Here is a 22203-nt window from a genome sequence, read left to right as displayed (position 1 = left end):
TGCATATTCATAGGGTTAGGTGAAAAAAAGGTGTTGACACCCCTCCGGAATTCCGTAGAATGCCGCCTCACAGCAGGCACGTAGCTCAGTTGGTTAGAGCACCACCTTGACATGGTGGGGGTCGTTGGTTCGAGTCCAATCGCGCCTACCAAACAAAATCCGCTCTGCTGGGCGGTCTAGAAGGGCTCACCGAAAGGTGGGCCCTTTTTTGTTGTCTGCGATTTGCGCAACGCTTGTTCCCAGTCATTTCCGCTTCGCTCTGATCAGCTCTCCATTAATTACTATTTGGGCAAAGTGATCAAGCGCCATTTTGGTGCGTTTTTCTACCATTTCGTTGTTGAAAACACCTGAATATCCAAAGGCTTACAGCTATTTTTCTCCAACCGGTTATCGAAAAAGCCTTGTTGCATATTGGGAATTTAAGTAACATCCGTTCCGCGTTCACCACCACGGTTTATGCATTTTTAAATCCCAAGCTTCCATCAGCTGCTTGGGATTTTTTTTGCCTGCGTTTTGGCGTTTGGCATCTGTCTCGCCGTCAGCTCCAAGCGAGGCCCCGCTTTTTCGTCTACTACTGACTGGCCGATTTTCAACTCTTTATAAGGGAGTGCGTCGATGCTGAGTCAGTGGGTCCTTGCCGCTATTCATCTATTCGCGTTTGCCTTGGCTTTCTGGGCGGCGCTGACGCGCGGCACAGCTTTCCGAAAACTCTCGGCGGGCACGGGAGAGGTCAAGCGCGTTCTGCTCGCGGATAACCTTTGGGGGCTTTCAGCTTTGACGCTGCTTATCACCGGAGCAATGCGTGCGTTTGGTGGTTACGAGAAAGGCTCTGGCTATTACCTGCATCAGCCGCTGTTTCATCTGAAGATGACGCTGTTCTTGCTGATCCTGCTGATGGAGCTTGCACCGATGATCACGCTGATCAAATGGCGCATCGCATCCTCGCGCGGTGTGGCGCTTGATAGCGGACGTGCGAAGTTGTACGCGCGAATCAGTCATGTTGAAGCGCTGCTGCTGATCCTGATGATGGTCGCGGCGACAGGCATGGCGCGTGGCGTGATATTCGCTTAGAAGGCGAAATTCGCCGTGCTCTATCGGAAACGTCCGACAGCCAGCTCCAGGAGTGAAAGGTAATATCGGCGCAAGAAAGGAGGGAGGGGCAATTGAAAGGAGTCAGCATGCTTCAGGCGCCGTGCCCAGCGGGGGTGAAATGCGGATGGCTAAACGGCGCGTGAATCTTTAGCCAGTCTTGCGCGACGGCAATAGGACTGGCTACGTAATGCAAAGTGGCTCAGGGCGTTTGCGGCTTGTCCGGAGCGGTCAGGCCGGCCTGGATGCGTTGGTAAATTTCTTCACGGTGCACTGCCACGTTTTTCGGAGCGTTGATACCGATGCGGACTTGTTGGCCGCTGACTCCGAGGATGGTGATCGTGATGTCATCACCAATGTTTATGCTTTCACCGACTTTGCGGGTGAGTATCAGCATGGTCTTCTCCTTGATTGCTTTGTAGGGCACCTGATTCAGACAGTGCAGAGGTCGGTGGTATCTATAGATTAGTGCGAAGTCTCACGGTTTGGGTGCCTCTTTCTGACGCGCAGAAGCGGCATTAATTCCCAGGGCGTAACTATACAGAGGCTGCAATCATCATTCTCGTTGTTTTGTGCCCATTTTGCGGGGCTCGCGAAGTATTTTTGAATGATAAGATCGCCGCTTTACGAATTCCGAGGGAAGCGTTGTGCGCAAATTGGTTTGGCTGGTAGCGGCACTGGCATTGGCAGGCTGCGGTGAAGGCAAGAATGTAGATGCGCCGAAGCCTGAGACGAAGGTAGCGGCAGCGCCGGCGGCGGCTGCGCCTCAGTGGGATCTGGAAGTGCGTGGCGAGACTCCTCAGGCCGTCAGTGATCTGAGCGGCTGGTTGATCGAGCATGCTTTCGTTCCGACGGTCGTCAAGGACGGCAGCGGTAAAACACGAATTCTGATCGGTCCGTTCAATTCCCAAGCTGACGCCGAGGCGCGAAAGGTGCAGGTCGATGCAGCGCTGGTAAAAGCCAAGAAACAAAATATCGAATCGGTGGTGATCGAGCATCCGCTAACGCCATAAGCGAAGCGCCTTCAAAACACGCTGAACAGACATTAAAAAGGCCTCGAGCATAACGCTTGAGGCCTTTTTATTTCCGCTGCAATCAGCCGCAGGCTTTCAGATTTACCGAGCCGACAAACTCGTTGCCGCGCCCCATCACGCACGCCACGCTTTGGTTGCGCTGACGCTCCCAGTCCTGCACCGGATAGGTCTTGTCCCACGCCTCGTACAACTGCCGATCCTGTTTGGACAGGCGCAGTCCGTATTGTTTGCTCATATAAAAATATGTGCGGGCGATCATGCCGCGAATCGAAGGGCGGGGCATGACCTTCTTCGCCTTGAAGTCGACCTGCGTCAGGCAGGAACCGTACTGACCGGACTGCACTGGCAACCAGCCGTAGCTGAAGTTGCTGCGGTCACCGTTGACTTCACCGATGCTCGGCACCAGGTTATGCAAGTCTGCTTCGGCCTTTTGATAAACCGGATCGTAACGCGTGCAATTTTTGCGTCCGCCTTGCTGCCAGCACTGCCGCTGGTGACCGATCTGCCAGGCCGGCACGATGTGCTCCCACTCGATTCTCGATGCACGCTTGGCGTTCTTGCGCGGCACATAGCCGCAAGCCTTCAGGTCGACCTTGTTGCCGGTGTACTTGCAGCCGCAGTAAAACTCGGTGGATTGCGGCGCATAAAGTTTCCACGCGGCTTTCTTGGCTTCGGAAAATGTACGTGGGGCGCCAGCCTGGGCACCCATGGCGAAAAACAACAACAGCAAAGCAACACAGCGGACACTCATTGAATCAATCTTCCTTCGGCACAACCCAAAAAATCTGCACGCCACCGTCATCGCGATAAGCGAGGGTAACGTTGTCATTCTCGTCGATTTCCTCGAGCAAGCGCTCCCAGTCGCCCATCGGCTCATCCGGCAGACGGAAAATCAGTGCGGCTTTGGCTTTTTGTGCGGTGGGGGAATTGATGATTTTCTGAACGCGCATACCCATGCGTTCATAAGCGTCAGGAGCAGCAGGAGAGGTGGCCACGAGGTTATCCTTATTAAGCTGTACGTGCATACAGTATTTAACTGTAAGCGATTTCGCAACTGCTTAAAATTCAAGAAAATCCTCTGACAGCGGGTTTCCGATTTTGGTGTAGGGCTTGTCGAGATTTTTGTGGGAAAAGTATTGGAAGGGTGTAAGCGGGGCACCACCTGCCAAGCTGACAGGTGATGCGCAATTGCCCGATCGAGAAGTGATCAGGCGATGTTCAATCAGTATTCCCAGAACATCCGTTGCAGCTCTTTGCTGTCGTTGGTCTTGGTCAGCGCGACCATCGCCAGGATGCGGGCTTTTTGCGGGTTCAGGTCGTGAGCGACAACCCAGTCGTATTTGTCGTCAGGCTGTTCGGCGTTACGCAGGACAAAGCCGCCCGCGTTGACGTGGGACGAGCGAATGATCTGCACGCCATCCTTGCGCAGCGCTTGCAGGGATGGAACCACGCGAGAGGATACCGAACCGTTGCCAGTGCCGGCGTGGATGATGGCTTTGGCGCCGGCTTGCGCCAATGCCTTGTAGGCGGTATCGCTGACGTTGCCGTAGGAATAGGCAATTTCTACGTCAGGCAGGCTCTTGATGTTTTTGATGTCGAATTCCGAATCCATGGTGTGACGCTTGGCCGGCAGGCGGAACCAGTAGGATTTGCCTTCGACCACCATGCCCAGCGGGCCCCAGGCACTTTTGAATGCTTCGGTCTTGATGTTGATCATTTTGCTGACGTCGCGACCGGACTGGATCTCGTCGTTCATGGTCACCAGCACGCCTTTGCCGCGTGCTTCTTTGCTGCTCGCCACGGCGACGGCGTTGTACAGGTTGAGCATGCCGTCTGCCGACATGGCAGTGCCCGGACGCATCGAACCTACGACGATGATCGGCTTGTCGGTCTTCTCCACCAGGTTCAGGAAGTAAGCGGTTTCTTCGAGGGTGTCGGTGCCGTGGGTGATAACGATGCCGTCGACGTCCTTGCTGTCAGCCAGTTCGGAAACGCGACGACCCAATTGCAGCAGGTTGTCGTTGGTGATGCTTTCCGAAGCGATCTGCATGACTTGTTCGCCACGCACGTTAGCCAGTTTGCTCAACTCGGGAATGCCAGCAATCAGTTGTTCGATACCGACTTTTGCTGCCTGATAAGTGGCGCTGTTGGCAGCACTGGCGCCGGCGCCAGCGATGGTGCCGCCTGTGGCGAGAACGACGACGTTGGCCAGTTTGGTCTGGGTTTCGACTTCTTTTGCCTGAAGGGCAGCAGGCAGGAGCAGCAGTAGGGCCAATGCGCCCGGAATCAAGGTATTGAAAGCAGATTTCATTATTTTTCTCTCTAGTCGTGAGACGGTGCTGATGCAGGTTCATCTAGATGCGCCCCAAGCCGATCTGAATGCCTGAGGTGCAAGGACGGGAGCAGGATTCATACCATGCGTAATGTGCTGGCGGAAATTGTTTAACCCGATGATTTAAATCAACATTTTTCGGTGGCTGGGGCATCGTTGAGGACCCATCCATCCGGGATTCCGAACGACAGCGGGATTCTTGTTCGGCTCGCCGATAGGCAATCTCTGAAAAGCCAGGCGGGTGACAAATCCCCGCTAAAGAAATGTGCTCTCAGGCCGATGCGTCCTCAAGGAAACCAAATCTTAGGAGTTCACATGTCACTGACGGTCGGTTTTGCCAATCCCGCTGCAGTCACCATTGGCGGTAAAACTGCAGCCACGATCAACACCCTGAACGACGCGACCAATGAGGCTTCGGCGCAGGCGCTGGGTACCGAGAAGACTGAGAAGAATCAGGTCAGAACCGGTGGTGGTCCTGTGCAGGAAAACAGTGAAACCGAGGCCGACAGTAATCTCAGCATTACTGTCAAGACACTGCTCAAGCGGATGAAGGAGTTGCAAAAACAACTTCAGGAGCAGCAGCAGCAACTGGCTGCGGCTCAGGCCGCAAGCTATCCGACTCCCGAAGCGAAATCCCAGGCAGTGATGTCGATTCAGGGCCAGATCGCGCAAACCAGCGCCGCACTGGCAGAGGTGGCGGGTGCGTTGGTCAAGGAGATGTCGAAAAGCGCTCCCAGCGGCGGCTTGGTCAATACGACTGCCTGAAGCGCCAAATTGCCAATTCGGCGATTCGGCCTACAACAAAAGACGATTTCTGATTGTTGACAAATTCCGGCGGGATTCTCATAGTTCGGTCTACGCAAACGTTTGCGCGGCTTGGAAGGGCATTTTCTCCCGGAGCTGTGACGTAGCTTACGTCAGCGCAAACGTTGCTCACAATAATCATAAGATCGGAGTGAACCCATGAAGCTGCCATTCGCCGCACGTCTTCTTGCTGTCGCTATGCTGGCTGCCACAGCCGCCGCACTACCTGTCTCCTCGGCGTTCGCCGAATCTGCAGAAAAACCCAAAGTCGCGCTGGTCATGAAATCATTGGCCAACGAATTCTTCCTGACCATGGAAGACGGCGCCAAGGCCTACCAGAAAGAACACTCCGCCGATTTCGATCTGATCTCCAACGGCATCAAGGACGAAACCGACACCGCTGGCCAGACTCGCATCGTCGAACAGATGATTCTGGCCAAGGTGAATGCACTGGTGATCGCGCCTTCTGACTCCAAGGCCATGGTGCCGGTTATCAAGAAGGCCGTAGACGCCGGTATCACGGTGATCAACATCGACAACCAGCTCGATCCCGCCGTGGTCAAAAGCAAAAACATCAACGTGCCTTTTGTAGGTCCGGACAACCGCAAGGGTGCACGTCTGGTCGGCGAATATCTGGCCAAGCAACTGAAGGCGGGCGACGAGGTCGGCATCATCGAAGGCGTGTCCACCACCACCAACGCGCAGGCGCGCACGGCCGGTTTCAAGGACGCGATGGAAGCCGCACAGATCAAAGTGGTCTCGCTGCAATCCGGTGACTGGGAAATCGACAAGGGCAACAAGGTTGCGGCTTCGATCCTCAGTGAATACCCGGATGTCAAAGCGCTGCTGGCCGGTAACGACAGCATGGCGGTCGGTGCCGTTTCCGCAGTCCGTGCCGCTGGCAAGGCAGGGCTGGTGAAGGTTGTCGGTTATGACAACATCAACGCGATCAAGCCAATGCTCAAGGACGGTCGCGTGCTGGCGACGGCTGACCAGTTTGCAGCCAAGCAAGCCGTGTTCGGCATCGAAACCGCACTGAAGATCATCAAAGGCGAGAAGGTCGACAGCGGTGCCAACGGCGTGATCGAAACACCGGTCGAGCTGGTCACCCAGTAAGTCATCTGGCGACACAACGGCGCTCGTCCGTCCGGGCGAGCGCATGGAGATTTCTATGTCAGTTTCCGCCCCGAACGCTGTCCTCTCGGTCAGCGGTATCGGCAAGACCTATGCGCAACCGGTGCTCACCGGCATCGATCTGACGCTGATGCGCGGTGAAGTACTGGCGCTGACCGGTGAAAATGGTGCCGGCAAAAGTACCCTGTCGAAGATCATTGGTGGTCTGGCCACACCCACTACCGGCCAGATGCAATTCCACGGCAAGGACTACCGTCCGGGCAGCCGTACCCAGGCTGAAGAGCTTGGCGTGCGCATGGTCATGCAAGAACTCAATCTGTTGCCGACGCTGTCGGTGGCGGAAAACCTGTTTCTGGATAATCTGCCGAGCAGCGCGGGCTGGATCAGCCGCAAGCAATTGCGCAAGGCTGCCATCGAAGCCATGGCGCAGGTCGGCCTCGATGCGATCGACCCGGACACGCTGGTTGGCGAGTTGGGTATCGGTCATCAACAGATGGTCGAAATCGCGCGCAATCTGATTGGCGATTGCCACGTGCTGATCCTTGATGAGCCGACCGCGATGCTCACGGCGCGCGAAGTCGAAATGCTCTTCGAGCAGATCACCCGATTGCAGGCTCGCGGCGTTTCCATCATTTATATCTCTCATCGTCTCGAAGAACTGGCGCGGGTGGCCCAGCGTATTGCCGTGCTGCGTGACGGCAATCTGGTCTGCGTCGAGCCGATGGCCAACTACAACAGCGAGCAACTGGTCACCTTGATGGTCGGTCGCGAGCTGGGCGAACACATCGACATGGGGCCGCGCAAGATCGGCGCTCCGGCGTTGACAGTCAAAGGCCTGACGCGTTCGGATAAAGTTCGCGACGTCTCTTTCGAGGTGCGTGCCGGGGAGATTTTCGGCATTTCCGGATTGATCGGGGCAGGGCGCACGGAATTGCTGCGGCTGATATTCGGTGCCGATGCTGCCGACAGCGGCACCATCGCGCTCGGCTCCCCGGCCAAAGTCGTGAGTGTTCGCTCGCCTGTCGATGCCGTACGCAACGGCATCGCGTTGATCACCGAGGATCGCAAGGGCGAAGGGCTGCTGCTCAGTCAGTCGATCAGCGCCAACATCGCTCTGGGCAACATGCCGGAAATCTCCAGTGGTGGTTTCGTCAACAACGGCGACGAAATTTCCCTGGCGCAGCGTCAGATCGAAGCCATGCGTATCCGCAGTTCTAGCCCGACGCAGTTGGTCTCGGAACTGTCCGGCGGCAATCAGCAGAAGGTCGTGATCGGTCGCTGGCTGGAGCGCGACTGTTCGGTGCTGCTGTTCGACGAGCCGACTCGCGGGATTGATGTCGGCGCCAAGTTCGATATTTACGGTTTGCTCGGTGAGTTGACCCGCCAGGGCAAGGCGTTGGTCGTGGTGTCCAGTGACTTGCGCGAATTGATGCTGATCTGCGACCGGATCGGCGTGCTTTCGGCGGGACGTCTGATCGAAACCTTCGAGCGCGACAGCTGGACCCAGGATGATTTGCTTGCCGCCGCTTTCGCCGGCTACCAGAAACGTGATGCGTTGCTCAATGAAGCAGCGCCTAGGGATCTCCCATGAAAACTGCATCTTCTGCCAGTAAACGTAATGGCAATTTCTTCGGCCTGGGTACTTATCTGGGCCTGGCCGGTGCCTTGCTGGCGATGATTGCGCTGTTCTCGGTCCTGAGCAGCCATTTCCTTTCGTACAACACTTTCAGCACCCTGGCCAACCAGATTCCCGACCTGATGGTGCTGGCGGTGGGCATGACCTTTGTGCTGATCATCGGCGGCATCGATTTGTCCGTCGGCTCGGTCCTCGCGCTGGCCGCATCGACGGTCAGCGTTGCGATTCTCGGCTGGGGCTGGAGCGTTTTGCCCGCGGCGCTGCTCGGCATGGCGGTGGCGGCTCTGGCCGGGACCATCACTGGCTCGATCACCGTGGCCTGGCGGATTCCGTCGTTCATCGTCTCCCTCGGCGTGCTGGAAATGGCCCGCGGTGTGGCGTATCAGATGACCGGGTCGCGCACTGCCTACATTGGCGATGCGTTCGCCTGGCTGTCGAATCCGATCGCGTTCGGCATTTCCCCGTCGTTCATCATCGCTTTGCTGGTGATCTTCATCGCGCAGGCAGTTTTGACCCGCACTGTTTTCGGCCGCTACCTGATCGGCATCGGTACTAACGAAGAGGCGGTTCGGCTGGCCGGGATCAATCCCAAGCCCTACAAGATTCTGGTGTTCAGCCTTATGGGCCTGCTGGCGGGCATTGCCGCTCTGTTTCAGATTTCGCGTCTGGAGGCGGCTGACCCGAACGCAGGTTCGGGCCTGGAACTGCAAGTGATCGCGGCGGTGGTTATCGGCGGTACCAGCCTGATGGGCGGGCGCGGTTCGGTGATCAGCACTTTCTTTGGTGTGTTGATCATTTCCGTACTCGCGGCCGGTCTCGCGCAGATTGGTGCGACGGAGCCGACCAAGCGCATCATCACCGGTGCGGTAATCGTTATCGCTGTGGTGCTCGACACCTATCGCAGTCAACGCGCCAGTCGCCGGGGCTGAACCATGGCAACGATCAAGGATGTAGCGGCGCTCGCGGGCATTTCCTACACGACCGTGTCGCACGTGGTGAACAACACCCGCCCGGTCAGTCAGGAAGTGCGGCGCAAAGTCGAGGCGGCGATCAAGAGCCTCGACTACGTTCCCAGTGCCGTGGCGCGCTCGCTGAAAGCCAAAACCACGGCGACCATCGGCCTGCTGGTGCCTAACAGCCTCAACCCGTACTTCGCTGAATTGGCGCGCGGAATCGAGGATTACTGCGAGCGCAACGGCTATTGCGTGATCCTCTGTAACTCCGACGACAACCCGGACAAGCAGCGCAGCTATTTGCGTGTGTTGCTGGAAAAGCGCATCGACGGTTTGATCGTCGCCTCCGCCGGCGGTGACAGTGGTCTGGCGCAAGGGCTGGCGGGCGTGAAGACGCCGATGGTCATCGTCGACCGGGGCCTGGAGGGTGTAAATGCCGATCTGGTGCGCATCGACCACGAATACGGCGCTTATCTGGCAACCCGTCACCTGCTCGAGTTGGGGCATCGCGACATCGCCACGATCGGCGGTCCGGCCAGTACCAGCGTGGCGCAGATGCGTCAGGCCGGTTATTGCCGAGCGCTGCAAGAGGCGGGAATCGAGGTACGCGAAGAGCGCATGCTCGAAAGCGACTTCACCAGCACCGGCGGTTACAACGCCGCTGCCCGGCTGCTCGAGAGCAATCCGCCGAGCGCGATTTTTGCCGGCAACGACATGATTGGTATCGGTGTGCTGCGTGCGGCGGCCGAACGTAACGTGCGAGTGCCGGCCGAGCTGTCGGTGATCGGCTTCGATGACATTCAGATGAGTCGTTATGTCTATCCGGCGCTGACCACGGTCGGCCAGTCGATCCTGCAACTGGGCGAGATGGCCGCCGAAGTGCTGTTGCGCAGAATTGCTGCGCCGGAATCGGGCACTGATCAACGCATCGTGACCCCAAGTATCGTCCTGCGCGAATCGACCGCGCCGCTGTCCGGCGTGTTCACCGAATATCGCTGAAACCGAATTGATGAGTAGTGATGTATGCCAGCAAATGTAGTGGTAATAGGCAGCCTGAACATGGACCTGGTCACCCGGGCGCCACGGCTGCCGCGCGGCGGTGAAACGCTGATTGGTCATTCCTTTGCCACCGTGTCGGGCGGCAAGGGCGCCAATCAGGCAGTTGCCGCTGCTCGTCTGGGTGCGCAGGTGGCGATGATCGGTTGCGTGGGAAATGACGACTACGGTGTGCGATTGCGCGATGCCTTGCTCGCCGAGCACATCGACTGCGAGGCTGTCAGCGTCGTAGAGGATTCCAGTGGCGTGGCGCTGATTGTGGTGGATGACAACAGCCAGAACGCCATCGTGATTGTCGCCGGAGCCAACGGCGCAATGACGGAAGCAGTAATTGACCGTTTTGATGCGGTTTTGCAAGCCGCCGATGTGCTGATCTGTCAGCTCGAGATTCCCGATGCGACGGTCGGGCATGCGCTAAAGCGTGCACGTGAACTGGGCAAGACCGTCATCCTCAATCCGGCGCCGGCCAGCCGTCCTTTGCCGGCAGACTGGTTTGCCGCCATCGACTATCTGATTCCCAACGAAAGCGAAGCCGCCGCATTGAGCGGGCTCGCTGTCGACTCGCTGAAGTCGGCAGAAACGGCTGCCACTCAGTTGATTGCCATGGGCGCGGGCAAAGTCATCGTCACGTTGGGCGCGCAGGGGTCGTTGTTCGCCAATGGCAAGGGCTTTGAACACTTCCCCGCGCCGACCGTGAAGGCGGTCGATACCACGGCCGCAGGCGACACCTTTGTCGGCGGTTTCGCCGCAGCGCTGGCCGATGGCAAATCCGAGGCCGAGGCGATCCGCTACGGTCAGATCGCCGCTGCGCTGTCGGTTACCCGCGCCGGTGCACAACCGTCGATTCCAACCATGTCCGAAGTACAGGCGTTCAGACCCGCATGAAAAAGACTCCATTACTCAACGTCGCGCTGTCGCGACTGATCGCTTCGCTTGGCCACGGTGACATGGTCGTGATCGGCGACGCCGGTTTGCCCGTGCCGCCGGGTGTCGAGCTGATTGATCTGGCGCTGACCCATGGCATCCCTGATTTCGTCAGCACGCTGAAAGTCGTACTCAGCGAGATGCAGGTGGAAAGCCATGTGCTGGCCAGAGAGATCTTCGATAAGCAGCCCTCGGCGCTGGCCGATCTGGACGCGATGAACGAAGAGAGCGCGCTGGGCCGTAGGGATCTGCTCACTCACGAGCAGTTCAAGGTACTGAGCCGACAAGCCAGGGCGATCATTCGTACAGGAGAATGTCAGCCGTACTGCAACATCGTTCTGGTCGCCGGGGTTACATTCTGATTTCCGATATCACCTGCACAAGGAATGCGCTATGCAACGCTATGCTGAAAAAATCCATCAACTGCTTCGGGGTCTGCTGCTTTTGTCTGTGATAACTGCGACCGGCGTTCAGGCCGCTGAAAAAATCGATTTGATCATCGACACCGATCCAGGCGCTGACGACGTTGTCGCTTTGCTCTTCGCGCTGGCGTCGCCGGATGAATTGAATATCCGCGCGTTAACGACTGTCGCCGGCAACGTGCGCCTGGACAAGACTTCGCGCAACGCGCGACTCGCTCGCGAATGGGCAGGGCGCGAAGACGTGCCGGTTTACGCTGGCGCACCGAAGCCACTGATGCGCACGCCGATTTACGCCGAGAATATTCATGGCAAGGAAGGCTTGTCGGGCGTGACGGTTCACGAGCCGAAGAAAGGCCTGGCGCAAGGAAATGCGGTCAATTATCTGATCGACACTCTTAAATCGGCCAAACCTCACAGCATCACCATCGCCATGCTCGGCCCGCAGACCAACCTGGCTCTGGCATTGATCCAGGAGCCGGAAATCGTTCAGGGCATCAAGGAAGTGGTGATCATGGGCGGGGCGCATTTCAACGGTGGCAACATCACTCCTGTGGCTGAATTCAACCTGTTCGCCGATCCGCAGGCTGCCGAGGTGGTGCTCAAGAGCGGGGTGAAACTCACCTATCTGCCGCTGGACGTGACCCACAAGATCTTGACCAGTGACGCGCGCCTGAAGCAGATCGCCGCGCTGAACAACAATGCGAGCAAGATCGTCGGCGACATTCTCAACGAATACATCAAGGGCGATATGGAGCACTACGGCATTCCCGGCGGCCCGGTGCATGACGCCACCGTTGTGGCGTATCTGCTCAAGCCTGAGCTGTTTACCGGTCGGTCGGTCAACGTCGTGGTGGATAGTCGTGAAGGACCGACATTCGGCCAGACCATCGTTGACTGGTATGACGGTTTGAAAGCACCGAAGAATGCGTTCTGGGTCGAAAATGGCGACGCCCAGGGGTTCTTTGATCTGCTGACCGAGCGCCTGAACCGCCTGAAATAAGTCGTCGACCCGCAGGCAGTTTGCCTGCGGGTTTTCACTGCGGCTGTTCGGCCTGGCCGATCGGATAGCGTTCGAATACCTGATTGATAAAATGCTGCGCCGCTTCTATTCCCAACTCCTTGACCAGTAGATCGATGCCGATCAGCGCCAGTTCTTCCGTCGTGCCGGGGCTGTAAGAGCTGTGTCCTTCGGCCCATTTGGCGTTGATGGCGGCGTCGATGCTTACACTGGTCATGGGAGGCTCGAAAGGTCAGGATGTCTGTTTTTCGAGTTAACCATTTTGCGCGGCGTTTGGCACTGCGACTTAGGCATGAGCGGAGCGCTATGCGACACTTGGTCTTTTCCGGCTTACCAAGGACCCTGTTGTGCAGATCGATCTGAATAGCCCTGACGGCCTCACACTCGAAGCAGTGCGCCAATTGCTCGCCTCGGGCAGTGACGACGTACACAACCAATTGCGCGTGACCAAAGACGGCATCGCCTATTTGTCAACCGTGACCGGTGGGCAGGATATCGACGGTCTGCTGTTTCGCCTGGAAACCTGGGCAAAGGGCTCCGGCTATGTGGGTAACGTCGCAGCCAGCGATGAAGTCTGGGTGATGCAGATTTTCAACGCACTCAAAGACAACTGGCCGAATCCGCCCTACGACTACATCGACGTTTATTGAGGTCGTTAATATTCAGTCACGAATGTTTGATGAGCCGGACAGGGCGGCTCAGGCACACTCGGCATTTTTCCGCTCGTGGGGCAGGGCATGGCTTGAGCCTTGAAACCAAACGCCGCATTGGCGGTCGCACGATCTCTGCTTAAACATTTGAAAACAAGGAGGCTTCATGCCTTTGAAGTTCGCGACACTGGGTGCACTGATGGCCGCTGCTCTGTTGGCTGGTTGCAGCACAACCTCCAGCGAGTCGGCAAAGGAACCCGTGGCTGCTGAATCGGGGAGCAGCCGCTGCGAAGCATCGGCAGCGCAATTCGCCATCGGCAAGAAGGCATCCCCTGAATTGCTGGATCAGGCACGTGCGAAGGCTGGGGCGCAAAATGCGCGCTTCCTCAAGCCAAACGACATGATCACCCTGGAATACCGCTCCGATCGCCTGAATCTGAACACCGACAACAACCTGGTGGTTACCCGCGTCAATTGCGGCTGAACACTTTGTTCAAGACATAAAAAACCCCGTCACTTGGACGGGGTTTTTTTAGTGCACCGAGAAATTACTCTGGGCGAACCTGTGCAGCTTGCATACCCTTTTGGCCTTTCTCAGCCACGAAAGAGACGGTCTGGCCTTCTTTCAGGCTTTTGAAACCGTCGGATTCGATAGCTTTGAAGTGTACGAACAGGTCGTCACCGCCACCTTGAGGAGTGATGAAGCCGAAGCCTTTTTCATCGTTGAACCATTTAACGGTGCCGGTTTGGCGATTAGACATGGTGTATCTCCAAGAAACATATATTTTCAGTGTACTGTGCTGCTCAGGCCAACTGGGCACACCCGGGTATCATAGTCGAAATGTTCGCTTTGGGAGCCCCCCGGACGTGCTGTTTGCCAATCAGTCGTGTTTTCTTTACCACCCGTTTCTGCTGAAAGCCCCGGTTTGAAAGGCTTTCAGCGAAACGTAAAGACGATAAAAAAACCTGTAAAACCTGCATAAATCGTCTGAAAAGGCTCATTTCCAGCACTTTTTTCCGCCTTTCAGCCGATGTTAATGCCCGGTTTTCTTATTTTTTCGGGGCGGTATTTGCCTTGCATTTGGCGATCTGGCCAAGGGCTTTCTGTTGCAATTCAGGAGTCGCCTTGTTGTCCATCAGCGCCTGAATGTCGCTGGCCGGATAGGACTTGATGGCGTCAGCTCCGCAAGCGCAGTGGGATTTCGCCGCTGCAGCACCGATTTGCTGGGTCGCAGCCTGAGTGCACTGGGCCATGTACTTTTCGCGCTCGCCTTTCGGCCAGTCGGCATGGGCGCTCAGTGGCAGCAGCAGGACGACGGGGGCGACGACGGCGAATAAGCTTTTCAGACGCATGCGAGGATGCTCCTTGTGGGTCAATGTCTTGTTATCTGAGGGCGCAAGGGCCGATCAAGTTCAGCACTCTGGCATAAAATCGGACATTTCGCCTTCTGCCAAATCAGGGCGTGAGCGACCGCTCATCTGTGCTAGCATGCCGGGCTCAAGCGTTCTCAGGCTTCGGATGACCTTCAGTCCCGAAGCGGTCGGCGTGCGAATTTTTCCGATTTGAATCCCAGTCACTCTGGTTCGGTTTTCCGGTTGGCCGCAAGGCTCCTGCCGCTGTAAGGCAGGCGTTCGTCATTGAATGGCCTGGATCGGATCTTGTACTGGCTCATCCCAACCCACGTGACCTTTGGTAGGGGTCACCACTAGGAGAGGAGGCGCCATGCCAACTATTACTCTTCCCGACGGCAGTCAACGTTCATTCGATCACCCGGTTTCCGTAGCCGAGGTCGCCGCATCCATTGGTGCAGGTCTGGCCAAGGCCACGCTCGCCGGCAAGGTCAATGGCCAACTGGTCGACGCCAGCGACATCATCAGCAGCGACGCGACCCTGCAAATCATTACGCCAAAGGATGAAGAGGGGCTGGAGATCATTCGTCACTCTTGCGCGCACCTGGTTGGCCACGCGGTCAAACAGCTGTACCCGACCGCGAAGATGGTCATCGGCCCGGTCATCGACGAAGGCTTCTATTACGACATCGCCTACGAGCGTCCATTTACGCCGGAAGACATGGCGGCCATCGAACAGCGCATGCAGCAGCTGATCGAGAAGGATTACGACGTCATCAAGAAAGTCACTCCGCGCGCCGAAGTGATCGAAGTGTTCAAGGCCCGTGGCGAAGACTACAAGCTGCGCCTGGTCGAAGACATGCCGAACGAGCAGGCCATGGGTCTGTACTATCACGAAGAGTACGTCGACATGTGCCGCGGTCCGCACGTGCCGAATACGCGTTTCCTGAAATCCTTCAAGCTGACCAAGCTGTCGGGCGCCTACTGGCGTGGCGACGCCAAGAACGAGCAGTTGCAGCGCGTTTACGGCACTGCCTGGGCCGACAAGAAGCAACTGGCGGCATACATCCAGCGCATCGAAGAAGCCGAGAAGCGCGATCACCGCAAGATCGGCAAGCGCCTGGGCCTGTTCCACACTCAGGAAGAGTCGCCGGGCATGGTGTTCTGGCACCCGAATGGCTGGACTCTGTATCAGGTGCTCGAGCAGTACATGCGCAAGATCCAGCGCGACAACGGCTACCTTGAGATCAAGACTCCTCAAGTCGTCGACCGCAGCCTGTGGGAGAAATCCGGGCACTGGGCCAACTATGCCGACAACATGTTCACCACTCAGTCGGAAAACCGCGACTACGCCATCAAGCCGATGAACTGCCCGTGCCACGTGCAGGTGTTCAATCAGGGCCTGAAAAGCTACCGTGAGTTGCCGATGCGTCTGGCCGAGTTCGGTGCCTGTCACCGTAACGAGCCATCGGGTGCGTTGCACGGCATCATGCGTGTGCGAGCGTTCACCCAGGACGACGCGCACATTTTCTGCACCGAAGAGCAGATGCAGGCCGAGTCCGCTGCGTTCATCAAGCTGACCATGGACGTCTATCGCGATTTCGGCTTTACCGAAGTCGAGATGAAACTGTCCACTCGTCCGGAAAAACGCGTCGGCTCCGATGAGCTGTGGGATCGCGCTGAAGCAGCATTGGCTGCAGCCCTTGATTCTGCTGGCCTGCCGTACGATCTGCAGCCAGGCGAGGGTGCTTTCTACGGGCCGAAGATCGAGTTCTCGCTGAAAGATTGTCTCGGTCGCGTCTGGCAGTGTGGTACCTTGCAGCTCGATTTTAACCTGCCTGTCCGTTTGGGCGCTGAATACGTCTCTGAAGACAACAGCCGCAAACACCCGGTAATGTTGCACCGCGCGATCCTCGGTTCGTTTGAGCGTTTCGTCGGGATTCTGATCGAGCACTACGAAGGTGCCTTCCCTGCGTGGCTCGCGCCAACCCAGGCGGTGATCATGAATATCACTGATAAACAGGCAGATTTTGTTGCAGAGGTTGAAAAAACTCTCAACGAAAGCGGATTTCGTGCCAAGTCCGACTTGAGAAATGAAAAGATCGGCTTTAAAATCCGCGAGCATACTTTGCTCAAGGTTCCCTATCTTTTGGTTATCGGAGATAAGGAAGTCGAGATGCAGACTGTCGCTGTGCGTACTCGTGAAGGTGCTGACCTGGGCTCGATGCCCGTCGCCCAGTTCGCTGAGTTTCTCGCGCAAGCGGTTTCCCGGCGTGGTCGCCCAGATTCGGAGTAATTATTATTAAGCGTGAAATGAGACAAGATAAACGAGCTGCACCGAAAGCCCCGATCAACGAGAATATCTCGGCACGCGAGGTTCGGTTAATTGGCGCTGATGGCGAGCAGATTGGCATCGTCTCGATTGATGAAGCGCTTCGTATCGCTGAAGAAGCAAAGCTTGATCTGGTGGAAATTTCCGCAGATGCAGTCCCGCCTGTTTGCCGGGTGATGGACTACGGCAAATCGATCTTCGAGAAGAAGAAGCAGATTGCCGCGGCGAAGAAAAACCAGAAGCAGATTCAGGTTAAAGAAATCAAGTTTCGTCCAGGGACGGAGGAAGGGGATTACCAGGTAAAACTGCGCAACCTGGTACGTTTCCTGAGTGACGGGGACAGGGCCAAGGTATCCTTGCGATTCCGCGGCCGTGAGATGGCCCACCAGGAGCTGGGGATGGAACTCCTCAAGCGGGTTGAACAAGACCTGCTCGAGTACGGTTCGGTCGAACAGCATCCTAAGATGGAAGGACGCCAGCTGATCATGGTCATCGCCCCGAAAAAGAAGAAGTAATCAACAGGGCACGGCAGGCCTTCTGATTATGTTTATCAACTGAATGCGGAGTATCCGAACATGCCAAAAATGAAAACCAAAAGTGGTGCTGCCAAGCGGTTTCTGAAAACTGCTAACGGCATCAAGCACAAGCACGCTTTCAAGAGCCACATCCTGACCAAAATGTCGACCAAGCGTAAGCGTCAACTGCGCGGTAGCAGCTTGCTGCATCCGTCTGACGTGGCAAAAGTCGAGCGCATGCTGCGCCTTCGTTAATTTAGTCAAGAATAGAGGAAGTAACTCATGGCTCGTGTAAAGCGTGGCGTCATTGCCCGTAAGCGTCACAAAAAAATTCTGAAACTTGCTAAAGGCTACTACGGCGCACGCTCCCGCGTATTCCGTGTTGCCAAGCAAGCGGTAATCAAGGCAGGCCAGTACGCCTACCGTGACCGTCGTCAGAAAAAACGTCAGTTCCGCGCTCTGTGGATCGCTCGTATCAACGCTGGTGCTCGTGTTAACGGTCTGTCCTACAGCCGTTTCATCGCTGGCCTGAAAAAAGCGTCCATCGAGATCGACCGCAAGGTTCTGGCTGATCTGGCAGTGAACGAAAAAGCGGCGTTTGCTGCGATTGTCGAGAAAGCTAAAGCCACCTTGGCTTAAGTACCCCCGACAGTCACCCGGCCTCACCTCTGTGGGGCCAGGTGTTAAACGTCATAAATAGGGGAAGAGCCTTCAAGCTCTTCCCCTATTTTGTATCTGGAGTCTGTACATGGAAAACCTGGATGCGCTGGTCTCTCAAGCACTAGAGGCTGTGCAAAGCGCTGAAGATATCAATGCCCTGGAGCAAATCCGGGTTCAATACCTTGGCAAGAAGGGCGAATTGACTCAGGTGATGAAGACCCTGGGGAATCTGCCGGCCGAAGAGCGTCCGCAAGTCGGTGCGCTGATCAACGTTGCCAAGGAACGTGTTACAGGCGTTCTCAATGCGCGCATGGCATTGTTTGAAGAAGCCGAGCTGGCTGCCAAACTGTCTGCCGAATCCATCGACGTGACGTTGCCGGGCCGTGGCCAGACCTCCGGCGGTCTGCATCCGGTCACCCGGACTCTGGAGCGCGTTGAGCAGTTCTTCACCCGCATTGGCTACGGCATTGCCGAAGGCCCAGAGGTCGAAGACGACTACCACAACTTTGAAGCGCTCAACATCCCAGGCCATCACCCGGCCCGGTCGATGCATGACACCTTCTATTTCAATGCCAACATGTTGCTGCGCACCCACACCTCGCCGGTACAGGTCCGCACCATGGAATCGAAGCAGCCGCCGATCCGCATCGTCTGCCCAGGCCGCGTGTATCGCAGCGACTCCGATATCACCCACTCGCCGATGTTCCACCAGGTCGAAGGCCTGCTGGTCGATCGCGATATCAATTTTGCCGATCTCAAAGGCACCATCGAAGAATTCCTGCGGGTGTTCTTCGAGAAAGAACTGGCCGTGCGTTTCCGTCCTTCGTATTTCCCGTTCACCGAGCCATCCGCCGAAGTCGATATGGAATGCGTGATGTGCAGTGGCAAAGGCTGCCGCGTCTGCAAGCAGACTGGCTGGCTGGAAGTGATGGGCTGCGGCATGGTTCACCCGAACGTGCTGCGCATGTCCGGCATCGACCCGGAAGAGTTCTCCGGCTTTGCCTTCGGCATGGGCGTCGAGCGTCTGGCCATGCTCCGTTACGGCGTGAACGACTTGCGTCTGTTCTTCGACAACGACTTGCGGTTCCTTGCGCAATTTCGCTAGTCGTAACGAATTCTTAGGAGAGCAGGATGAAATTCAGTGAACAATGGCTGCGTGGCTGGGTTAGCCCGCAGGTAGATCGCGATGAGCTGGTTGCTCGTCTGTCGATGGCCGGTCTTGAGGTCGATAGCGTTACGCCGGCCGCCGGTGTATTCAGTGGCGTGGTGGTGGGCGAGGTGCTGAGTACCGAGCAACACCCGGATGCCGACAAATTGCGCGTGTGCCAGGTCAGCAATGGCGCGGAAACCTTCCAGGTCGTGTGCGGAGCGCCAAACGTGCGCCCGGGCCTGAAGATTCCGTTCGCCATGATCGGCGCAGAGCTGCCGGGCGACTTCAAGATCAAGAAGGCCAAGCTGCGTGGCGTCGAGTCCAACGGCATGCTGTGCTCGCAGGCAGAGCTGCAGGTCGGTGAGGGCAACGACGGTCTGATGGAGCTGCCGGCCGATGCGCCGGTGGGCGAAGATTTCCGTGTGTACCTGGATCTGGAAGACGCCAGCATCGAGGTTGACCTGACTCCCAACCGTGGTGACTGCCTGTCCTTGGCCGGTCTGGCCCGTGAAGTCGGCGCGCTGTACGCCGTGCCGGTAACCCGTCCTGTGGTGGCTGCGGTTGCAGCGGTACACGACGAAGTCCGTTCGGTCGAGGTGCTGGCCCCAGCTGCCTGCCCACGTTACTTGGGTCGGGTCATCCGTAACGTCGACCTGTCGAAGCCAACTCCGCTGTGGATGGTTGAACGTCTGCGTCGCGCCGACGTGCGCAGCATCGACGCTGCCGTCGACATCACCAACTACGTGATGCTCGAGCTCGGCCAGCCACTGCACGCTTTCGATCTCGCCGAAATCAATGGCGGCATTCGTGTGCGCATGGCTGAAGAGGGCGAGAAGCTGGTTCTGCTTGATGGTCAGGAAGTCAGCCTGCGTAGCGATACTCTGGTCATCGCTGACCACACTCGTGCACTGGCGATCGCCGGTGTCATGGGCGGCGAGCACAGCGGTGTTTCCGCGACCACCCGTGATGTGTTCCTCGAATCTGCGTTCTTTGATCAGATTGCGGTTGCCGGCAAGGCACGTTCTTACGGCTTGCATACCGACGCTTCGCATCGCTACGAGCGTGGCGTTGACTGGCAGCTGGCCCGTGAAGCCATGGAGCGCGCCACTGGCCTGCTGCTGGAAATCACTGGCGGCGAAGCTGGTCCGATCATCGAGACCGTCAGCGAGCAACATCTGCCATCGATTGCACCGATCACTCTGCGCGCGCAGCGCATCACTCAGATGCTCGGCATGGAGATGGATTCGGCACAGGTCGAGCGTCTGCTCAGTGCCTTGGGCCTGAGTATTACCGCTGATGGCGAAGGCCAATGGCGCGTTGAAGTGCCAAGCCATCGCTTCGATATCAGCCTGGAAGTCGACCTGATCGAAGAGCTGGCTCGCCTGTACGGTTACAACCGTCTGCCGGTTCGCTACCCGCAAGCGCGTCTGGCGCCACAAGCCAAGGCCGAAGCGCGTAGTGATCTGCCTGAGCTGCGTCGTCTGCTGGTTGCTCGTGGTTATCAGGAAGCGATCACTTACAGCTTCATCGATCCGCGTCAGTTCGAACTGTTCAATCCAGGTGTCGAGCCGCTGTTGCTGGCCAATCCGATCTCCAACGATATGGCCGCCATGCGCTCGTCGTTGTGGCCAGGTCTGGTCAAGGCGTTGCAGCACAACCTCAACCGTCAGCAGGATCGCGTGCGTCTGTTCGAGAGCGGCCTGCGCTTCGTTGGTCAGCTTGAGGGCTTGAAGCAAGAGCCTATGCTGTCCGGGGTTGTTTGCGGGAGTCGCTTGCCGGAAGGCTGGGCGCAGGGTCGGGATACCGTCGACTTCTTCGACGTAAAGGCTGACGTGGAAGCGGTACTGGGTTTCGCTGGTGCCTTGGATTCGTTCACCTTTGCTCCGGGCAAACACCCGGCGCTGCATCCGGGGCAGACCGCGCGCATCGAGCGTGAAGGTCGCGAAGTAGGCTTCATTGGTGCGATCCACCCAGAATTGTCGAAAGCCTTGGGGCTGGATCGTCCGGTGTTCGTCTTCGAGCTGGTTCTGGCGGAAGTGGCGCTCGGTAAAATGCCGAAATTCCACGAGTTGTCGCGCTTTCCTGAAGTGCGTCGTGACCTCGCACTGATCGCGCACAAAGACGTCGCGGCCTCGGCTGTGCTGGACGTAATCCGTGAAAATGCAGGCGAATGGCTCACAGAGCTCAGGCTGTTTGACGTGTATCAGGGTAAAGGTATTGATCCTGATAGAAAAAGCCTTGCAGTTGGCTTGACCTGGCAGCATCCATCGCGCACTCTTAATGACGATGAGGTGAATTCGACGACGCAAAATATCCTCACCTCGCTCGAACAAAGGTTGAACGCCACGTTAAGGAAGTGACGTATGGGGGCTTTGACGAAAGCTGAGATGGCGGAACGTCTGTATGAAGAGCTGGGCCTGAACAAGCGGGAAGCCAAGGAATTGGTAGAACTGTTTTTCGAGGAAATCAGGCACGCTCTTGAAGACAACGAGCAGGTCAAATTGTCCGGTTTCGGCAATTTCGACCTTCGGGACAAACGCCAGCGGCCTGGCCGCAACCCGAAAACGGGGGAAGAAATCCCGATCACGGCTCGCCGTGTGGTCACCTTTCGTCCAGGGCAGAAGTTGAAGGCCCGAGTTGAGGCTTATGCTGGAACCAAGTCATAACGACGAACTACCCGTCATCCCGGGCAAACGCTACTTCACCATTGGTGAAGTCAGCGAGCTGTGTGCCGTAAAGCCACACGTGCTGCGCTACTGGGAGCAGGAGTTTCCTCAGCTCAACCCCGTCAAACGCCGCGGGAATCGCCGGTATTATCAGCGCCAGGACGTGCTGATGATCCGGCAGATCCGCGCGCTCCTTTACGATCAGGGTTTCACCATCGGCGGCGCACGTCTGCGTCTGTCCGGCGACGAAGCCAAAGACGATACCACCCAGTACAAACAGATGATTCGGCAGATGATTGCCGAATTGGAAGATGTCCTGGTGGTGCTCAAGAAATAAAAAGCGGCGTTTGAATACTTCCAGTTTTCAAACGCTTGCGATATATTCTTGAGAGCTCTTCGAGGTGAAGAGCGAGATGCAACATCAGTCGGGGCGTAGCGCAGTCCGGTAGCGCACTAGCATGGGGTGCTAGGGGTCGAG

At 57.1% G+C, this 22203-nt stretch carries 27 protein-coding genes and 1 tRNA gene; 21 read left to right on the top strand and 7 right to left on the bottom strand.

Annotation, left to right across the window (positions count from 1 at the left end; genetic code table 11):
- Positions 1-74: 74 nt before the first annotated feature.
- Positions 75-151, top strand: a tRNA-Val gene (locus tag D8U70_RS07865).
- 464 nt (positions 152-615) lie between these two features.
- Positions 616-1071 carry a DUF2214 family protein gene (locus D8U70_RS07860; RefSeq protein WP_110598877.1) on the top strand — a complete coding sequence of 152 codons (456 nt, stop codon included), beginning with the start codon at positions 616-618 and terminating at the stop codon, positions 1069-1071.
- 220 nt (positions 1072-1291) lie between these two features.
- On the opposite strand, the gene csrA is transcribed toward D8U70_RS07860, so the two are convergent.
- Positions 1292-1486, bottom strand: a complete 195-nt coding sequence (gene csrA, locus D8U70_RS07855) for a carbon storage regulator CsrA (RefSeq protein WP_003179932.1) — start codon at positions 1484-1486, stop codon at positions 1292-1294.
- A 250-nt stretch (positions 1487-1736) separates the two neighbouring features.
- Between csrA and D8U70_RS07850 the strand changes: the two genes are divergently transcribed.
- On the top strand, positions 1737-2102 hold the full coding sequence (locus D8U70_RS07850; RefSeq protein WP_024012401.1) for an SPOR domain-containing protein: 366 nt from the start codon (positions 1737-1739) through the stop codon (positions 2100-2102).
- An 82-nt stretch (positions 2103-2184) separates the two neighbouring features.
- Here D8U70_RS07850 and D8U70_RS07845 read toward each other — a convergent pair whose 3' ends face one another.
- From D8U70_RS07845 to D8U70_RS07835, 3 genes are all read right to left on the bottom strand, one after another.
- Positions 2185-2874, bottom strand: coding sequence for an endonuclease I family protein (locus D8U70_RS07845; RefSeq protein WP_024012402.1), 690 nt, complete (start codon positions 2872-2874; stop codon positions 2185-2187).
- A gap of 4 nt (positions 2875-2878) precedes the next feature.
- A complete protein-coding gene (locus tag D8U70_RS07840) occupies positions 2879-3148 on the bottom strand; it encodes a DUF1654 domain-containing protein (protein ID WP_130928597.1) in 270 nt (89 codons plus the stop codon).
- A gap of 197 nt (positions 3149-3345) precedes the next feature.
- A complete protein-coding gene (locus D8U70_RS07835; protein ID WP_016774036.1) occupies positions 3346-4434 on the bottom strand; it encodes an asparaginase in 1089 nt (362 codons plus the stop codon).
- A 336-nt stretch (positions 4435-4770) separates the two neighbouring features.
- Here D8U70_RS07835 and D8U70_RS07830 point away from each other — a divergent pair, with 336 nt between their 5' ends.
- The 8 genes from D8U70_RS07830 (at position 4771) to D8U70_RS07795 (ending at position 12384) form a co-directional block, all read left to right on the top strand.
- On the top strand, positions 4771-5220 hold the full coding sequence (locus tag D8U70_RS07830; RefSeq protein WP_016774037.1) for a hypothetical protein: 450 nt from the start codon (positions 4771-4773) through the stop codon (positions 5218-5220).
- Positions 5221-5418: 198 nt separating this feature from the next.
- Positions 5419-6375 carry a sugar ABC transporter substrate-binding protein gene (locus D8U70_RS07825; protein ID WP_130928596.1) on the top strand — a complete coding sequence of 319 codons (957 nt, stop codon included), beginning with the start codon at positions 5419-5421 and terminating at the stop codon, positions 6373-6375.
- Between the two features lie 55 nt (positions 6376-6430).
- A complete protein-coding gene (locus D8U70_RS07820; protein WP_130928595.1) occupies positions 6431-7984 on the top strand; it encodes a sugar ABC transporter ATP-binding protein in 1554 nt (517 codons plus the stop codon).
- On the top strand, positions 7981-8958 hold the full coding sequence (locus tag D8U70_RS07815) for an ABC transporter permease (RefSeq protein ID WP_039762079.1): 978 nt from the start codon (positions 7981-7983) through the stop codon (positions 8956-8958). Before D8U70_RS07820 ends, D8U70_RS07815 begins: the two co-directional genes overlap by 4 nt.
- Before the next feature lie 3 nt (positions 8959-8961).
- The gene (locus D8U70_RS07810) at positions 8962-9981 is read left to right on the top strand and encodes a LacI family DNA-binding transcriptional regulator (protein WP_016774041.1); all 1020 of its coding nucleotides are present in this window, start codon (positions 8962-8964) and stop codon (positions 9979-9981) included.
- Between the two features lie 24 nt (positions 9982-10005).
- The gene (gene rbsK, locus D8U70_RS07805; RefSeq protein WP_130928594.1) at positions 10006-10923 is read left to right on the top strand and encodes a ribokinase; all 918 of its coding nucleotides are present in this window, start codon (positions 10006-10008) and stop codon (positions 10921-10923) included.
- Positions 10920-11324 (top strand): D-ribose pyranase, encoded by a 405-nt coding sequence (gene rbsD, locus D8U70_RS07800; protein WP_122751118.1) that lies wholly within the window; start codon positions 10920-10922, stop codon positions 11322-11324. Before rbsK ends, rbsD begins: the two co-directional genes overlap by 4 nt.
- Positions 11325-11355: 31 nt before the next feature.
- A complete protein-coding gene (locus D8U70_RS07795) occupies positions 11356-12384 on the top strand; it encodes a nucleoside hydrolase (protein ID WP_130928593.1) in 1029 nt (342 codons plus the stop codon).
- Positions 12385-12418: 34 nt separating this feature from the next.
- Here the strand turns inward: D8U70_RS07795 and D8U70_RS07790 are convergent, their stop codons facing one another.
- On the bottom strand, positions 12419-12619 hold the full coding sequence (locus tag D8U70_RS07790) for a hypothetical protein (RefSeq protein ID WP_016774045.1): 201 nt from the start codon (positions 12617-12619) through the stop codon (positions 12419-12421).
- A gap of 130 nt (positions 12620-12749) precedes the next feature.
- On the opposite strand from D8U70_RS07790, the gene D8U70_RS07785 reads away from it, so the two are divergent.
- Both D8U70_RS07785 and D8U70_RS07780 read left to right on the top strand, forming a co-directional pair.
- Positions 12750-13052 (top strand): hypothetical protein, encoded by a 303-nt coding sequence (locus D8U70_RS07785; RefSeq protein WP_122751116.1) that lies wholly within the window; start codon positions 12750-12752, stop codon positions 13050-13052.
- A gap of 166 nt (positions 13053-13218) precedes the next feature.
- Entirely contained in the window at positions 13219-13536 is a 318-nt protein-coding gene (locus tag D8U70_RS07780) for an I78 family peptidase inhibitor (RefSeq protein WP_130902656.1), read from the top strand.
- Between the two features lie 64 nt (positions 13537-13600).
- Here D8U70_RS07780 and D8U70_RS07775 read toward each other — a convergent pair whose 3' ends face one another.
- Entirely contained in the window at positions 13601-13813 is a 213-nt protein-coding gene (locus D8U70_RS07775; protein ID WP_003179963.1) for a cold-shock protein, read from the bottom strand.
- A gap of 289 nt (positions 13814-14102) precedes the next feature.
- Positions 14103-14405 (bottom strand): hypothetical protein, encoded by a 303-nt coding sequence (locus D8U70_RS07770; RefSeq protein ID WP_016774048.1) that lies wholly within the window; start codon positions 14403-14405, stop codon positions 14103-14105.
- 370 nt (positions 14406-14775) lie between these two features.
- Between D8U70_RS07770 and thrS the strand changes: the two genes are divergently transcribed.
- The 8 genes from thrS to D8U70_RS07730 all read left to right on the top strand — a co-directional run bounded on the left by thrS (position 14776) and on the right by D8U70_RS07730 (position 22062).
- A complete protein-coding gene (thrS, locus tag D8U70_RS07765) occupies positions 14776-16698 on the top strand; it encodes a threonine--tRNA ligase (protein WP_024012407.1) in 1923 nt (640 codons plus the stop codon).
- Positions 16698-17249, top strand: coding sequence for a translation initiation factor IF-3 (gene infC / locus D8U70_RS07760; protein WP_169432615.1), 552 nt, complete (start codon positions 16698-16700; stop codon positions 17247-17249). The genes thrS and infC overlap by 1 nt, the downstream gene beginning before the upstream one ends.
- A 60-nt stretch (positions 17250-17309) precedes the next feature.
- The gene (gene rpmI / locus D8U70_RS07755; RefSeq protein WP_002553160.1) at positions 17310-17504 is read left to right on the top strand and encodes a 50S ribosomal protein L35; all 195 of its coding nucleotides are present in this window, start codon (positions 17310-17312) and stop codon (positions 17502-17504) included.
- Between the two features lie 27 nt (positions 17505-17531).
- Positions 17532-17888, top strand: a complete 357-nt coding sequence (gene rplT, locus D8U70_RS07750; RefSeq protein ID WP_002553161.1) for a 50S ribosomal protein L20 — start codon at positions 17532-17534, stop codon at positions 17886-17888.
- Positions 17889-17997: 109 nt separating this feature from the next.
- The gene (gene pheS / locus D8U70_RS07745; RefSeq protein ID WP_003226365.1) at positions 17998-19014 is read left to right on the top strand and encodes a phenylalanine--tRNA ligase subunit alpha; all 1017 of its coding nucleotides are present in this window, start codon (positions 17998-18000) and stop codon (positions 19012-19014) included.
- Between the two features lie 26 nt (positions 19015-19040).
- Complete coding sequence (gene pheT, locus D8U70_RS07740) at positions 19041-21419, top strand: phenylalanine--tRNA ligase subunit beta (protein ID WP_056784444.1); 2379 nt, start codon at positions 19041-19043, stop codon at positions 21417-21419.
- Positions 21420-21422: 3 nt separating this feature from the next.
- The gene (gene ihfA, locus D8U70_RS07735) at positions 21423-21725 is read left to right on the top strand and encodes an integration host factor subunit alpha (protein ID WP_002553164.1); all 303 of its coding nucleotides are present in this window, start codon (positions 21423-21425) and stop codon (positions 21723-21725) included.
- Positions 21706-22062, top strand: a complete 357-nt coding sequence (locus D8U70_RS07730) for a MerR family transcriptional regulator (protein WP_003179985.1) — start codon at positions 21706-21708, stop codon at positions 22060-22062. Before ihfA ends, D8U70_RS07730 begins: the two co-directional genes overlap by 20 nt.
- Positions 22063-22203: the final 141 nt, after the last annotated feature.

The organism is Pseudomonas sp. Sample_20 (assembly GCF_004307585.1).
Classification (GTDB): Bacteria; Pseudomonadota; Gammaproteobacteria; order Pseudomonadales; family Pseudomonadaceae; genus Aquipseudomonas; species Aquipseudomonas atacamensis.
The sequence above is the reverse complement of the archived record's forward strand: the minus strand, read 5'-3'. Positions and strand labels throughout refer to the sequence as shown.

What these genes read in the sequence shown, in the direction of transcription:
- D8U70_RS07845 (WP_024012402.1), bottom strand. Translation starts at nt 2,874, where the DNA reads ATGAGTGTCCGCTGTGTTGCTTTGCTGTTGTTGTTTTTCGCCATGGGT.
- thrS (WP_024012407.1), top strand. Translation starts at nt 14,776, where the DNA reads ATGCCAACTATTACTCTTCCCGACGGCAGTCAACGTTCATTCGATCAC.
- rpmI (WP_002553160.1), top strand. Translation starts at nt 17,310, where the DNA reads ATGCCAAAAATGAAAACCAAAAGTGGTGCTGCCAAGCGGTTTCTGAAA.
- D8U70_RS07770 (WP_016774048.1), bottom strand. Translation starts at nt 14,405, where the DNA reads ATGCGTCTGAAAAGCTTATTCGCCGTCGTCGCCCCCGTCGTCCTGCTG.
- pheS (WP_003226365.1), top strand. Translation starts at nt 17,998, where the DNA reads ATGGAAAACCTGGATGCGCTGGTCTCTCAAGCACTAGAGGCTGTGCAA.
- rbsD (WP_122751118.1), top strand. Translation starts at nt 10,920, where the DNA reads ATGAAAAAGACTCCATTACTCAACGTCGCGCTGTCGCGACTGATCGCT.
- D8U70_RS07860 (WP_110598877.1), top strand. Translation starts at nt 616, where the DNA reads ATGCTGAGTCAGTGGGTCCTTGCCGCTATTCATCTATTCGCGTTTGCC.
- ihfA (WP_002553164.1), top strand. Translation starts at nt 21,423, where the DNA reads ATGGGGGCTTTGACGAAAGCTGAGATGGCGGAACGTCTGTATGAAGAG.
- D8U70_RS07775 (WP_003179963.1), bottom strand. Translation starts at nt 13,813, where the DNA reads ATGTCTAATCGCCAAACCGGCACCGTTAAATGGTTCAACGATGAAAAA.
- csrA (WP_003179932.1), bottom strand. Translation starts at nt 1,486, where the DNA reads ATGCTGATACTCACCCGCAAAGTCGGTGAAAGCATAAACATTGGTGAT.
- D8U70_RS07825 (WP_130928596.1), top strand. Translation starts at nt 5,419, where the DNA reads ATGAAGCTGCCATTCGCCGCACGTCTTCTTGCTGTCGCTATGCTGGCT.
- D8U70_RS07820 (WP_130928595.1), top strand. Translation starts at nt 6,431, where the DNA reads ATGTCAGTTTCCGCCCCGAACGCTGTCCTCTCGGTCAGCGGTATCGGC.
- D8U70_RS07795 (WP_130928593.1), top strand. Translation starts at nt 11,356, where the DNA reads ATGCAACGCTATGCTGAAAAAATCCATCAACTGCTTCGGGGTCTGCTG.
- D8U70_RS07830 (WP_016774037.1), top strand. Translation starts at nt 4,771, where the DNA reads ATGTCACTGACGGTCGGTTTTGCCAATCCCGCTGCAGTCACCATTGGC.
- pheT (WP_056784444.1), top strand. Translation starts at nt 19,041, where the DNA reads ATGAAATTCAGTGAACAATGGCTGCGTGGCTGGGTTAGCCCGCAGGTA.
- D8U70_RS07840 (WP_130928597.1), bottom strand. Translation starts at nt 3,148, where the DNA reads ATGCACGTACAGCTTAATAAGGATAACCTCGTGGCCACCTCTCCTGCT.
- D8U70_RS07780 (WP_130902656.1), top strand. Translation starts at nt 13,219, where the DNA reads ATGCCTTTGAAGTTCGCGACACTGGGTGCACTGATGGCCGCTGCTCTG.
- D8U70_RS07810 (WP_016774041.1), top strand. Translation starts at nt 8,962, where the DNA reads ATGGCAACGATCAAGGATGTAGCGGCGCTCGCGGGCATTTCCTACACG.
- rplT (WP_002553161.1), top strand. Translation starts at nt 17,532, where the DNA reads ATGGCTCGTGTAAAGCGTGGCGTCATTGCCCGTAAGCGTCACAAAAAA.
- D8U70_RS07730 (WP_003179985.1), top strand. Translation starts at nt 21,706, where the DNA reads ATGCTGGAACCAAGTCATAACGACGAACTACCCGTCATCCCGGGCAAA.
- rbsK (WP_130928594.1), top strand. Translation starts at nt 10,006, where the DNA reads ATGCCAGCAAATGTAGTGGTAATAGGCAGCCTGAACATGGACCTGGTC.
- D8U70_RS07835 (WP_016774036.1), bottom strand. Translation starts at nt 4,434, where the DNA reads ATGAAATCTGCTTTCAATACCTTGATTCCGGGCGCATTGGCCCTACTG.
- D8U70_RS07815 (WP_039762079.1), top strand. Translation starts at nt 7,981, where the DNA reads ATGAAAACTGCATCTTCTGCCAGTAAACGTAATGGCAATTTCTTCGGC.
- D8U70_RS07790 (WP_016774045.1), bottom strand. Translation starts at nt 12,619, where the DNA reads ATGACCAGTGTAAGCATCGACGCCGCCATCAACGCCAAATGGGCCGAA.